This window comes from Candidatus Chloroploca sp. Khr17 (assembly GCF_004138165.1).
Lineage (GTDB): Bacteria > Chloroflexota > Chloroflexia > Chloroflexales > Chloroflexaceae > Chloroploca.
Genome location: NZ_RYFF01000006.1, coordinates 78456 through 91095, shown reverse-complemented (window position 1 = coordinate 91095; position 12640 = coordinate 78456). Strand labels below are relative to the sequence as shown.

Sequence of the window (12640 nt, the reverse complement as noted above, 5' to 3'; positions counted from 1 at the left end):
CTAGACTAGATTCATACCTGACCGAGGCAACTACCCGCAATGCGGGCGGTTGACTCGGTCAGCAAATGTGGTTGGGGCCGTAGGCCCCGTTGCGCCTTGCCGTAGGGATGGGTTTATGTCACTTGAAACAACGATGGCTGATCCGGAGCGTTTTGCGCTGCTCTATGGAACAACCCCGCCACGCGCTGATGCCCCGGCTGACCGGGTTCTCGGGGCGGCGGCGCGGCTCGCCGAGCGCGTCGCGGATCTGCCGCTCGACGGCCTGGTTGTCTATGATGTTCAGGACGAATCAGCGCGGACGAGTGAGCCGCGCCCGTTTCCTTTTCTCCCGACGGTTGACTCACCACCGTATGCCACGCTGCTGCGGCAGTTGACGCGCAAGCCGGTCGTGACCTACAAATGCATTGCTACCGAAAACGAGCAGAGTTGGCCCGCATGGCTTGACCGGGCGGCTGAGCAGCATAAGGTTCACTATCTCTCGCTCGTTGGCTTGTCGAGTGCCAAAGATGCGCAAAGTAGCATTGCGCTGTCGCGGGCAACCGAGCTTGCAGCTGCCCATCCTGCTGGCTTTGTGCTTGGTGGGGTCGCGATTGCCGAGCGTCATGGGGCCGGACGGAGCGAGAGTCTCCGCCTTATTCAGAAGGCGCAGCGAGGGATACGCTACTTTATCTCGCAGGCGGTCTATGATGCCGAGCCGACGATCCGGCTGCTTGGCGATTATGTCCGTGACTGTGCCGCACGCAATGAGCGACCGCAACGCATACTGCTCGACTTTGTCCCGGTCGGTCGTCCTCAGACCATGAACTTTATGCGTTGGCTCGGCATTGCTCTTCCCGATGCCACGGCAGCGGCAATTTTAGATGATCCAGCCCCGTTGAGTCGCTCGATTGCGGTGTGTCGGGATCTGCTGCGGCGCATCCTCGACCAACCCTATCGCGACCAGATCCCGCTGGGCATTGTGGTCGAGAGCGTCTCGATCAACAAAGCTGAAATCGGGGCGACGATTGAATTGATGCATACGCTGCGTGATGTTGCGCACGAATATGGCTTACCTGTCTCATAAAAATATGCAAAATTATCCACTAATACGCATGCGCGAATGCGCAGTCAACTTCTTCGGCTCACCCATCGGGGTTGAGGTTATTCGCAATGTGATCCAGCCGCTTGACCATCTTTTTTATCAAGCCAGTGGAGGACAGATCCTCTTTCTCAATTTTTTCGTGCCCACGCTTATGTTGACGACCACGGGGGCGCGGAGTGGTGAGCTGCGCACCGTGCCGCTGGTCTATTTGCGTGACGGTGAACGGATTGTGCTGATCGCCTCGAACTACGGCTCAAGGAAACATCCGGCCTGGTACCACAATCTCAAGGCCAACCCTGCGTGCCAGGTACACATTGCCGGACGCACTACAACCTATCGGGCGCGCCAGGCTGAAGGCGAAGAGCGCGACCACCTCTGGAAGCGCGCCGTTGCCCTCTATGCTGGCTATGCGTCGTATCAGAACAATACTGACGGGCGTGTTATTCCAATGATGGTGCTGGAATAAGTATTGAGTGGTTGGGAAACCGCTGCTTGCCCTGAAAACAGCCAGCGAAGCTGGCTGTTTTCAGGGCAAGCAGTTAGATCCGACTCAGCCCCCATAGAGCATCAGCACCACCCGGGGCGTGATCAATCCCTCGACCAGCGACGACAGCGCGATCAGCGGCACAAGCACGAGCATCCAGACTTTGGCGAAATTCGCGAGAGCCCAGAGCAAATTTTCGGCGGGGCTAAACCCAGGCGGTGGCGAGAGCAAGGCCGCGCCGATCCGCAAGCCCAGAGCCGCGCTCAGGATAAACGTGGGCAATTCGATGATCCCGTGGGGGATCACATACGCCAGCAGGAATTGCAACGGGCTATCGTTGCCGAGTGCCAGCCAGTTGCCGCCCTCGCGGGCCAGTTGGCCGGCAAAAAAGCCGATCTGACCAAAGGCGACCCCAGGCACCATCAGCGCAAAGATACCGAAACTGATCACCGAAAAGATATTGGAAAGTACCGAGACGCGCAGGTTATTGGCAAAGACAAATGCAGCCAATGATAATGAAGGAGGCGGAGGATTGCCAAGCTGGTTTTGCAGATCAATGTTGAGAATTGAGGGCGCAAAGCTAAACCCCAGCCACGTTCCACCGATGGAAACGAGCAGCACGGCCAGGATGGGCAAGCGCAACTCGCGCAAGAGGGCCGGAAACTCGTGCCGATAAAAACGGCGTGGTGAAAAGGCCAACCCCTGATACGCGGTTACGGGCACCCCAGCAGGCTGGTACTCGCGGAAGAAACTGCGCCAGGTTGCCGCAATGCGCCCTGGATTGAGGTCGTCATGCTCACGCGAGAGGATCTCCTCGCGATTAAAACCGGCCATGCCACTGCGTATAAAGCCGAGCGCAACCACAAAGAGAGCGGCGAGCACATACCAGAGCACATCGTAGCGTTGGGCAATGAAGAGCAGGACTTGAAGCTGGATGACGACGGCGGTGGGCACCAAGACAGCCGAAGCGAGGAGCGTGGCGGCCCGGATGCTGCTCGTATTGGTCGAGATCACCACGGCCCCGGCGACCATCAGCAGGTTCACCACACTGATCATCAGGATCAGCAGGGGCAGTGACTCGGGCTGCATCCCCACCAGATAGAGCCGGGGAAAGACGAGGCGAATGGCCGCGAGAAAGGTGAACATAGCGGTCAGGCTCCCAAAGAGGGGCACGATCAGGGCGGCGATCAACTTGCCCATGTAGAGTTCGCGATCCGAGACGGGCATAGCCAGGAGCGACTCGAGACTGTTGCGTTCGCGTTCGCCGACAAAGGACTCGATGGCCGTAATGAGGGCAAAACTGGCGGGAACAAACCCGACGAGCAGGCCAACAAAAGGGATCAGGCGAGCAATATTTCCTTCGCCCTCAACAAAGCCGAGGGCCAGATTCACCCCGGCCAGCAGCCCCAGTGGAAACCCAAAGATCAAGGTGAAGAGCGGAATAAGCACGCGCCAGTCGGTGATGACCTCGTTTAGTTCACGTCGGGCAATGAGCCAGACTGCCGATTGTGTCCACCTGGCTTGATGCGCCTTGCGCTTTGATCTGCGTTTGCCCCACCAGGCTGGCATGGGTACACTCCAGCGTACCTGGCCCTGGAGATGCTCACGCGAGAGGAGTTCTTCGCGACTGAAGGTACGCATACCGATACGAATCAAAAGTGCACCGAGCACAACCAGGGCGGCCGCAACCAGCCACAACGCAGTCCACCGACCGTTGATGATCAGAAAGGCAGCGATCTGCATAATCCCCACCATTGGGATGAGGATAAAACTCGACATCAAGTTGGCCGCACGCACGGTCGTGATGTGTGACGAAATCACGACGGCACCGGTCACCATCACCACGGCCATACAGGTAATCAGGAGCAACAGCAAAACCAGGCGCGACAGATCCATCGAGCCATAATAGAGCTCGGGGCGGAAGCCAAGCAAGAGGCCAACAAAAATCAGCATCGCGACCAAACTCGAAAGCAGCGGCGTCAAGAGTGACGAACCGAGCTTACCCAGATAGAGTTCATTGTCCGAGAGAGGCATCGCGAGCAGTGACTCGAGCGTATTGCGTTCACGTTCGCCGACAAAGGACTCGAGCGCCGTAATTAACGAAAAGCTCGCAGGGACAAACCCGACCAGCAGGGCGCCAAAGGGCACGAGGCGTTCAGCGAGATCGGGATCGTCAACAAAACGGATCACCTGCGACGAGGCTGCGACGAGCAACTGGGGCAAAATCAGGGTCAAGAGCAGCATCGGTAAGACAACGCGCCAATCGCCCAGGGTTTCGCGCACTTCACGTCGCGTAATAGCGAGCATATGGTTGGTCTTCATAGTTGTGCCGAGTCAAGCTCTGGATTCAAGTTGGGCATGCCCGCTGCGTTCGCTACGGGTGTGGTGCGGCCAAACGAAGAATCATCGGCGACGATACGCAAATAGACATCCTCAAGGCTACGGGGCACTTCAGCAAGCGCCACGACGGGCATCCCGCGGGCAGTCAGGCGGCTCAAGATGACCGGATTGACCTGGTTGGGCGCGGCGGCACGGAAGCGCAGACGTGTTTCGTTGGTGGCTTCAACCGTGACGAGATCGGTAAGCAGCGGTTCGGCCTGGGCACCTGTGCAGGGCGCAGCAAGCACCAGTTCAAAGAGCGGCTCGCCGAGCAACTGGCGGCTCAGCTCGGCAAAGGTACCGAGCGCAATGATCTGCCCGCCGCGAATGATTGCAATGCGGTCAGCCAGCGTTTCGGCCTCGGCCAGATTGTGGGTCGTCAACAGGATCGAGCGGTCAGCCTGGCGCAACTCACCGATGGCATCGCGCACGGTGCGGGCGCTCTGCGGATCCATGGCGGTCGTTGGTTCATCGAGAAAGAGCACCGGCGGATCGTGGATCAAGGCACGGACGAGGGCAATCTTCTGCTTCATACCTTTGGAATAGCCGTCGAGACGCCGGTGGCGGGCTTCCCATAGGCCAAACTGTTGCAATAGGCGATTGGCGCGCGCACTGCGTTGACCTGGATCAAGCCCGAGTAAGCCGCCAAAAAAATCGAGATACTCGAGGGCTGCCATGCGCCCATAGAGCCCCGGATATTCGGTGAGAAGGCCGACTTTGCCACGCACCTTTTGCGCCTGTTCGACGACATCAAGACCGCAGATCCGGGCGTACCCGCCCGACGGGCGCAGGATGGCCCCGAGCATACGTACGGTCGTGGTCTTGCCGGCCCCATTTGGTCCGAGCAGGGCAAGCAGTTCACCAGGATGCACCTCAAGATCAATGCTACGTACCGCGTGGAAGCCGCCAAACTGCTTGCTTAGTTGATAGGCCTCAATCATGATCAAACTCCCGAGTTGTTGAGGTGGACGATCGCAATGTTTTCCCTTGCATCATTGTACCCTGTTTCATCGTAGGTGAAGGATAAGGAATGGTATAATACATTCCCAGGTGTGCAACAGGATGGCATGGTTGCACAGAAGCTTGCCGCGTATGCGAATACCCTCAGGTGGACGATTATGACCCCGTATAGTGCCTGGTTTGCTGCCCAGGATGACCCGGATGAGCGTTATCCCCTGACCGAAGTTGTCTACTATTCACGTTCGGGTGGGTTGCTTGAAGTGCGCCATGATCTCGATGCCTTGCGCCAGCGGAGTGCCGACGAGTGGCGGCGCCTCTTTGAGGGGCGCTGGATGCGGACGACGTGGCCGTTTGGCTCTGGGGTGTGGGGCAAAAAGGAGTGGGTTTGCCCAACTGTTGACGATGAAAATATCGTGAGCATGTTTGAGGGTGGCACAAACCTCTTCTGGGCTGAGCGTTTCGGGCGCGAGATCGGGGTCGAAAATCTCTGGATCAAGATGTGTGGCAATAGCCATACCGGCAGTTTCAAAGATCTCGGGATGACCGTACTTGTCAGCGTGGTGCGCCAGATGATGAGTGAAGGCAAACCGATTCGTGCGATTGCCTGTGCTTCCACCGGCGACACCTCGGCGGCGCTTGCGGCCTATGGGGCGGCAGCGGGCATTCCGACGATCGTCTTCTTGCCCAAGGGCAAAGTCAGTGTGGCGCAACTGGTGCAACCGATTGCCCACGGTGCGACAGTGCTTTCGCTGGATACCGATTTTGATGGCTGTATGCGCCTTGTGCGCGAGGTGACAGCCGATCCGAATAGTGGCATTTATCTGGCTAACTCACTCAACTCGTTGCGCGTGGAAGGGCAGAAGACGGTTGGGATCGAAATTGTGCAGCAGTTTGATTGGCAGGTGCCGGACTGGATTGTCATTCCTGGGGGCAATCTTGGCAATACCTTTGCCCTCGGCAAGGGCCTGTTGCTGATGTATGAGTTGGGTTTGATCACCAGATTGCCGCGCATTGTCTGCGCCCAGGCCGAGCATGCCAATCCACTCTATCGGGCCTTCTGCAATGATTGGCGCTATGAGCCGATCACCGCGCGCCCTACGGCTGCTTCGGCAATTCAGATCGGCGACCCGATCAGTATTAACCGAGCGATTACGATGCTCCAACGCTTCAATGGCATTGTCGAGCAGGCGAGCGAGCAAGAATTGGCTGATGCAGCGGCACGGGCTGACCGCACCGGGGCGTATGCGTGCCCGCATACAGGGGTTGCGCTTGCGGCAACAATCAAGCTCATTGATCGGGGCATTATCCACCCCGCCGATCAGGTCGTGGTCGTCTCAACGGCGCACGGTCTGAAGTTTAGCCGTTTCAAGGTGGATTATCACGAACACACCCTGCGTGATGTTGTCGGTCAGTATGCGAATCCGCCCATTGAGTTGCCGGCCGAGCTTGATGCCGTGCGTCGTGTGCTCGATGAGCGCATGAACGCACTGCCGCTCAATTGAGGCGCCATGGTTCTCACCGGCTATGTCCGTTGTGTCCAGGGGGATCTGTGGCCGCACCAGATTATTGATCACGCGACTGCGGCCAGTGGCGATCCGGCCTTGCTTGCCGCGCAGTGTCTCGCTGCGGTCGATCCTGCGCTGACGGAACGCGTGGTTGAGGGTGATGTGCTGGTGGTTGCGGGCATGGTGAAAGCCGGGCAAGGTCACGAGATGGCGGTCATTGCTCTGCAGTCTGTCGGGTTTGCCGCAGTGATCTGTGCCGCAGTTGACCCTGAGGTTGTTGCGATGGCGCACACCTATGGGCTCCCCATCCTTGCCCTTGCTGAGGCAAGCACGAGGCTGACCGAAGCGCATCTTGTTCGTCTTGATCTAGAACGCGGCTCGCTGGCGTGCGCTGACACCACCTGGTCTTATGAACCGCTTGAGCGGGCGACGCTTGATGCCGTGCGCCGAACACAGCTACTGGCTCGTATGCGCCGTGTCGTTGAAGACGAAGGGTATGCCGAATAGGAGATGACGCGCATGCGTTCCAAAGAGTTTCGGTCACTGGTGACAAGCCTTGCACGAGCAGGTGAGGAACAAGAGCCGCGCTGTCCTCATACGACCATGTGTGGTGGCTGTGCCTTCCAGGATCGTCGGTATAGCGACCAGGTGGCGGCCAAAGCCGAGGCGTTGAACAGGCTCTTTGCATCGACAGAACAACTCGCCCCTTGCTTGCCTGCGCAACCACTTGAGGTTGTGGCGTCACCTGACCCATATGCGTACCGTACACGGATGGATTATGTTGCCACCAAAGGACGCTTTGGCCTGCGTGCGCGTGGCAAATTTAACTATATTGTGGAACTTGAGACATGTCACTTGATTCCTCCTGCCGCTTTTGCTGCGGCCAAAGCGATCTGGAACAGTGCGACCGAACTGGGCTTGCCCGACTACAATCTGCGTACGCACGAGGGTTTTTTGCGTTACGTTGTTGTTCGGCGTAGCCCCACTGATGCCCTGTTGCTCGCCGTCGTGACGGCTGAAGGGGCACAGTACGAACCAGCAATGCACGCGCTAGCCCAGGTTGCGCTGGCGCAACCTGGGGTGGTTGGCTTTCACTGGTTGCTCAATGCGAGTCGTACCGATCTTTCGTTTGGTACACCGGTACGTAACTGGGGCAACGCGACCCTCTTGATGCGTGCCGGAGCGACGGAACTGGCGATTGGCCCGAATACTTTTTTTCAAAACAATGTCCATTTGCTCGAACGGCTGCTTGATGATGTGCGTGACGCCGTCATCGCTGCTTCTGTCCCTGGGCAAGCTCTGCCCACGGTTGGCGATCTCTATGGTGGGGTTGGGACACTTGCTTTGCACCTGGCCCCTCACGCGGCCACCGTGATGTGTGTCGAGGCGGTCGAAGAGAGTGCGGTGCTGGCGGCACGCAATGCCGAAGCACACGGCGTCACGAATGTGCAGGCTTTTGCTCAGGAGGTTTTACCCTTTTTGCAATCATCAGCGGCGTCGCAGCTCGACCTTGTTGTCGCCGACCCGCCGCGTACGGGCCTGGGGCCCGAGGTGTGTGCTGAACTCTTGCGCCTGGCCCCGGCACGGATCGTGTATGTCTCTTGTAATCCGCTGACCCAGATCGAGGATTTGCAGTTGCTCACACGCCGCTATCGGGTGGAACAACTGCAGGGCTACGATATGTTTCCCCATACCCCGCATGTTGAAACCATGGCCATCCTCGATTTATCTGCTTGACACCGAACTTGTGTTCTGATATCATATGTCCATCATCTTCTAAGAACTTTTGTTCTTGTTCAAACACCACGAAATTGTCTGTCAACCAAGTTTGCTGATACGCTTCTGGAGTGCCGGCTTTAGCCGGCTGAAGTCGACACTCCCTTCGACAGCAGAGCAGAAAACGTACGTTACAGACGACTACGTGTGGTATGAGGAAAGCGGGGGGCATCTATGGCAGCAACACGCGAACAGATCGGCCGCAACAATTCTACCGCCGTCAGACGTTTGCCAGGCAGCATCAACGTTGTTGCCTACCTTGTCACCCTCCTGCTGGTCGCGATGGCAAGTTACGTCGTCATTGATGCGGCCGTTGGGTGGACAAAAGAGCGTCTTGATGATGTGCGTTATGGTCGTCCTCGTACCACCCATATTGAAGGTTTTGTTGGGCATCCGGCGGAAGAGGCCGGTCGCGCAACCCGATTCATCGGGTTGAATCTCGACCGTCAGGTTGTTATTCTCGCTTTACCGGGAGGAGATGCGACTCATGTGCAGAGTTTACCTGGCCCGTATCTCTTTGGGGCACGCGAAGATTTGACGCCTGTGATATTATCCCTATATGACATTGATCGTGATGGTCGCCTTGACCTCCTCGCCACGGTACGGAATGAGCAGATGATCTACCTCAATCGTGCCGAGGGTTTCCGCCTCCCAACACTAGAAGAGCAGCAACAAATGATGCAGGAGCAGGGGCTGTGAACAGGTTTGACGAAGATTCAGTCAGACGTCGCAGTACATCCAGGGGAGCGCCAGCTGCTTCGCGGCCGGTGCCACGAATGCGTCGTTCTTCGCTTGACTGGCTAAAGGGCGATGATCTGCCGCTACCCACACGTGCCCGTCCTGCCCCACTTGACGAACTGCCTGGCGACAATGAAGCGTATGCGGTGGCAAGCGAACCACTGCAGCGTTCAGAGCAGCGTTTTGATGAGCTTACCGAAGAGGCGATCCGCTTTGAACATCAGACGGCTCGCACCAATTTTCGCACAGGGATGCATCTTGCGTCACTGCCTTCCGCTCCATCAATCAGTGGTTTCAAGCAGTGGCTCATCCTTGGGGGTGTGGCCCTGCTCAGCCTGCTGGTGCTGGTGCTAATGCGTCCTGATGGTAACGGTGGTTTAATCAGCAATTGGAGCACACAAGTATTTTCTGAGGGGCAGCCGCAGGTTACCAATAGCCTGAGTGCCGTGTTTCTGAGTGATGCCCGTCCTCCGGGTGATTATAGCTTGCGTGCCGCGCCGAGCCTAACACCACAGCAGATTGATGCGATCCTGGCCTCGTACGGTTCACCAGCCACCGGCACGGGTGACGTATGGTTTGATCTGGGGCAGCAGCGTGGCATTGATCCGGCTTTTGCAGTTGCCTTTTTCATTCACGAGAGCGGTGCTGGTACCGCTCAGGGTTGGGCCGGGCTCAAGCCTGATGGCTCAACGACGCATAATGTTGGCAATATTATCTGTGCCGGGTATGCAACCTGTTATGGTCGATTTCGTGATTATCCTTCGTGGAACGAGGGCATTGCCGATTGGTACCGTCTGATCGATGTTGAGTATCTGCAGGGGCGCGGGCATCAAACGGTCGCCGATATCATTCCTGTCTATGCACCTTCCTTTGAAAATGATGTCAACGGCTATGTCAACGTCGTCCAGAATCTCGTTGATCGCTGGCGTACCCAGGGGGTACAGTAGTTATGGGTGCCCCCTATGCTCAGAGCAGGCGCCGCCCGTTGATCTTCTTGGTTGTGGTCTCGCTTGGCATCCTGGCCTTGTGGTTGCGCGCTCACGACGAGCCAGTGCAGTATACGCGCTGGCAAGGCCTTGCCCCGGCGGTCATGACGAATGCGCTGGTCTCGGCCAACGACAATAGCCTACGCGCCGTCGCTGAACCTCAACAGGGGCGTGGTCAACCAGATGCGCAGCGTCCTTATGGCAACCCGCTGCGGGCAACCAGTACAGTGATGACGCAGGGGTATGGCGTTGGCACGCATGCCCCGGCGAATGTCTGGGGGGCGATTGATCTGGCGATCGACAGCACCGGTAATGGCATGGCTGATCCCCAGGGTAGTTGGAACCATCCGATTTATGCAACCCACGACGGGGCTATCACCGTCACGCCAAATAGTCATCCCGCTGGCAATCATGTCTGGATCGTCAACGATGCGTATCGTACGGGGTATGCTCATCTGGCTACTTTTACGGTAAGCAACGGGCAGGTTGTTGCCCGTGGCGATCTTATTGGCACGATGGGATCATCTGGGATGTCGTCGGGTCCGCACCTTGATTATCAGGTCTGGGAAAAGGTCAATGGTGCGTGGGTCAATCGCAATCCCCTCGATTTCAGCCCGTTCGAGTTGGTTCCTTGAGTAGTCTGTCAACGTACGTTTCCCGGTAGCGCCGCCGACCACGAATGCTGATCACGAATAAACGAAGATGAGCTACGCTCTGCGTTTCTTGGTGGCCCCGATGCATGGACGACTGGGGACGTCTCGCAACGCCCATCGTCCGCCGTTGGCTAAGCTTGTCGAAGCCAACGCCCGAGAGCAGAAAACTTTTGTTACCTACTACTGAGCAGATCACAAGCGTACTAATGTGTTTATACTTACTGTCTGCCGGCACGCCAGGCATCGGCAGCGTGACGACCACGCGGGTCGATCTGCGTACTCTGCTCGAAATGGAGGCGCGCCTGCTCGGGCGCGTCAATAGCGTTGAGCAGCGTCCCAAGATAGAAATGGATGTCGGCACGTTGCGGGGCAGGGCATGCTGGGAGCAAGGGTTCAATCAAAGTGAGCATGTGTCTGGCCTCGTGGCTGCGCTGCTGATTGAGCAAGAGAGCGATCAGCGCACAGCGCAAAGCGGCTTCATCGGGAGGCGCTGGATGCACGGCCAGCCCTGAGCGCAAGAGCATTTCGATGGACGCGACGGGTTTGCCCAGTTGTTCCTCGATGCCGGCGAGTTGCAGGTAGGCACTTGCCGAACGTGGATCAAGCTCAAGGGCCTGGGTTGCGGCTTGGCGTGCTTCGTGGAAGAGCCCAACATCGAGCAGGGCGGCACTCAGCGTTGCGTGCAACTCGGGATGTGCAGGAAAGAGCGCAATCGCCCGCTGAAAGGCCATGATCGCGGCTTCGCTCTGGCCCCGTGCCAACAAGGTAGCTCCTTGCAAGGCATACGCATCGGCCGAGTATGGATAGAGGCACAGCAGCCATGTGAGCACCTGTTCAGCGCGTGCATAACTGGCTGTCATGACAGCTTGGCGTGCTATCCCCAGGAGACTGAGGCGGAGTGCAAGGTAGAGCATGAGGGCAAGGCCGATCAAGGCAGTGAGCAGGCTACCGCCAAGCAGGACGTGGAAAAGCAGCACCACGAGCAAGAGCACCGCTTCGGGCACAAGCAAGAGTTGCTTGCCAAGCCAGTTGAAGGGGTGCCCGGTGGTGAGTGTGGGCCACGATTTGCGAGCCTGTGATGACATTGATGAAAACTCCTTTGCGTGGGGCTTTGTAGACAGTATAGAAGACTCCTGTGACATGTACCGTCACTCTTGCCATTTCAGATGGCAGCTTTTGGATTGTAGATGGCCGGGTATGACGTTCCAATGCGTGCTGGCAGCACGATCCGATGCAGAGTACTCAATTCTCATAGAATGCTTTCCTTTAGGCGCGGAAACCCAGGACGTTTACGCCTGGGAGGAGCGCCCTGCTTTCGCCCGCTTTCGCGTACGCTTGCACAGGCGTTCGGAATGATGAGCCTCGACCGCGTGAGCCTGAACACCCTCACGGGGCGGGTCATGGGCCAACTGGTGCTGGGCGAGTTTCAGCGCCGCCATCTCTACGACACGAGTTGGAAGATCGGCGGAGCGGAACTGGTGCAGCGTGATGGGCAGTTCTTCCTGCACATCACGCAGACCAAGCTCAACCCCACGCCCGACGAGCCAACCGGCTTCCTGGGGGTCGATTTCGGCATCGTCAACCTTGCCGTCGATAGTGATGGTGAGACCTATAGCGGCGAGGATGTGAAGCGGATTCGTGAACGGCGTTTCCGCCATCGTCAGCGACTTCAGAAAGCAAACACGCGCCGCGCCCGCTGGCGGTTACGGAAGAACGCCCGTCGTGAGACGCGCTTCCAGCGGGATGTCAATCACTGCATCAGCAAGAAGTTGGTCGCGAAAGCGAAGACGGAACGGAAGGCACTGGCGCTTGAGGAGTTGAGCCATATCCGCAAGCGCACAGATCACGGTTGTCGACGTTCGCAGCGTCGTCTTCGTACGAGTTGGGCTTTTCGGCAGTTGCGGAGCTTTGTCACCTACAAGGCGCAGCAAGCGGGCGTGTTGGTGATTGCGGTAGACCCGCGCAACACCAGCCGCACCTGCGCGGTGTGTGGTCACTGTGAAAAGGTGCAACAAGCGTGAGGGTTGCAGCGTCAAAGGGTTAGAAGCGGCAGATTGACCGCCCTGTGATCTGAGAAG

General features: G+C 57.8%; 12 protein-coding genes. 9 read left to right on the top strand and 3 right to left on the bottom strand.

Features of this window, described 5'->3' with window-relative positions; all coding sequences use genetic code 11:
• Positions 1–115 precede the first annotated feature (115 nt).
• Together EKD05_RS05605 and EKD05_RS05600 are read left to right on the top strand one after the other, a co-directional pair.
• On the top strand, positions 116–1063 hold the full coding sequence (locus EKD05_RS05605) for a hypothetical protein (protein WP_129671458.1): 948 nt from the start codon (positions 116–118) through the stop codon (positions 1061–1063).
• A 4-nt stretch (positions 1064–1067) separates the two neighbouring features.
• Entirely contained in the window at positions 1068–1547 is a 480-nt protein-coding gene (locus tag EKD05_RS05600) for a nitroreductase family deazaflavin-dependent oxidoreductase (RefSeq protein WP_165360606.1), read from the top strand.
• Between the two features lie 84 nt (positions 1548–1631).
• Here the strand turns inward: EKD05_RS05600 and EKD05_RS05595 are convergent, their stop codons facing one another.
• Complete coding sequence (locus EKD05_RS05595; protein ID WP_165360605.1) at positions 1632–3872, bottom strand: ABC transporter permease subunit; 2241 nt, start codon at positions 3870–3872, stop codon at positions 1632–1634.
• Between the two features lie 11 nt (positions 3873–3883).
• Positions 3884–4885 carry an ABC transporter ATP-binding protein gene (locus EKD05_RS05590; RefSeq protein ID WP_129671455.1) on the bottom strand — a complete coding sequence of 334 codons (1002 nt, stop codon included), beginning with the start codon at positions 4883–4885 and terminating at the stop codon, positions 3884–3886.
• A gap of 177 nt (positions 4886–5062) precedes the next feature.
• Between EKD05_RS05590 and thrC the strand changes: the two genes are divergently transcribed.
• From thrC to EKD05_RS05560, 6 genes are all read left to right on the top strand, one after another.
• A complete protein-coding gene (gene thrC, locus EKD05_RS05585) occupies positions 5063–6406 on the top strand; it encodes a threonine synthase (protein ID WP_129671536.1) in 1344 nt (447 codons plus the stop codon).
• A 6-nt stretch (positions 6407–6412) separates the two neighbouring features.
• A complete protein-coding gene (locus EKD05_RS05580; RefSeq protein WP_129671454.1) occupies positions 6413–6916 on the top strand; it encodes a hypothetical protein in 504 nt (167 codons plus the stop codon).
• A gap of 12 nt (positions 6917–6928) precedes the next feature.
• A complete protein-coding gene (rlmD, locus tag EKD05_RS05575) occupies positions 6929–8146 on the top strand; it encodes a 23S rRNA (uracil(1939)-C(5))-methyltransferase RlmD (RefSeq protein WP_129671453.1) in 1218 nt (405 codons plus the stop codon).
• A gap of 213 nt (positions 8147–8359) precedes the next feature.
• Positions 8360–8884 carry a hypothetical protein gene (locus EKD05_RS05570; protein WP_240695652.1) on the top strand — a complete coding sequence of 175 codons (525 nt, stop codon included), beginning with the start codon at positions 8360–8362 and terminating at the stop codon, positions 8882–8884.
• A gap of 77 nt (positions 8885–8961) precedes the next feature.
• Positions 8962–9870 (top strand): glucosaminidase domain-containing protein, encoded by a 909-nt coding sequence (locus tag EKD05_RS05565; RefSeq protein ID WP_129671452.1) that lies wholly within the window; start codon positions 8962–8964, stop codon positions 9868–9870.
• Positions 9871–9908: 38 nt separating this feature from the next.
• On the top strand, positions 9909–10544 hold the full coding sequence (locus tag EKD05_RS05560) for a M23 family metallopeptidase (protein ID WP_240695651.1): 636 nt from the start codon (positions 9909–9911) through the stop codon (positions 10542–10544).
• 236 nt (positions 10545–10780) lie between these two features.
• Here the strand turns inward: EKD05_RS05560 and EKD05_RS05555 are convergent, their stop codons facing one another.
• The gene (locus EKD05_RS05555) at positions 10781–11647 is read right to left on the bottom strand and encodes a tetratricopeptide repeat protein (RefSeq protein ID WP_165360604.1); all 867 of its coding nucleotides are present in this window, start codon (positions 11645–11647) and stop codon (positions 10781–10783) included.
• Positions 11648–11914: 267 nt separating this feature from the next.
• Between EKD05_RS05555 and EKD05_RS05550 the strand changes: the two genes are divergently transcribed.
• Complete coding sequence (locus EKD05_RS05550; RefSeq protein ID WP_165360603.1) at positions 11915–12583, top strand: RNA-guided endonuclease TnpB family protein; 669 nt, start codon at positions 11915–11917, stop codon at positions 12581–12583.
• Positions 12584–12640 lie beyond the last annotated feature (57 nt).

Coding starts and splice junctions, on each gene's coding strand:
- EKD05_RS05605 (WP_129671458.1), top strand. CDS start 116: ATGTCACTTGAAACAACGATGGCTGATCCGGAGCGTTTTGCGCTGCTC.
- EKD05_RS05600 (WP_165360606.1), top strand. CDS start 1,068: ATGCAAAATTATCCACTAATACGCATGCGCGAATGCGCAGTCAACTTC.
- EKD05_RS05590 (WP_129671455.1), bottom strand. CDS start 4,885: ATGATTGAGGCCTATCAACTAAGCAAGCAGTTTGGCGGCTTCCACGCG.
- EKD05_RS05595 (WP_165360605.1), bottom strand. CDS start 3,872: ATGCTCGCTATTACGCGACGTGAAGTGCGCGAAACCCTGGGCGATTGG.
- EKD05_RS05555 (WP_165360604.1), bottom strand. CDS start 11,647: ATGTCATCACAGGCTCGCAAATCGTGGCCCACACTCACCACCGGGCAC.
- EKD05_RS05565 (WP_129671452.1), top strand. CDS start 8,962: ATGCGTCGTTCTTCGCTTGACTGGCTAAAGGGCGATGATCTGCCGCTA.
- EKD05_RS05570 (WP_240695652.1), top strand. CDS start 8,360: ATGGCAGCAACACGCGAACAGATCGGCCGCAACAATTCTACCGCCGTC.
- thrC (WP_129671536.1), top strand. CDS start 5,063: ATGACCCCGTATAGTGCCTGGTTTGCTGCCCAGGATGACCCGGATGAG.
- EKD05_RS05550 (WP_165360603.1), top strand. CDS start 11,915: ATGATGAGCCTCGACCGCGTGAGCCTGAACACCCTCACGGGGCGGGTC.
- rlmD (WP_129671453.1), top strand. CDS start 6,929: ATGCGTTCCAAAGAGTTTCGGTCACTGGTGACAAGCCTTGCACGAGCA.
- EKD05_RS05580 (WP_129671454.1), top strand. CDS start 6,413: ATGGTTCTCACCGGCTATGTCCGTTGTGTCCAGGGGGATCTGTGGCCG.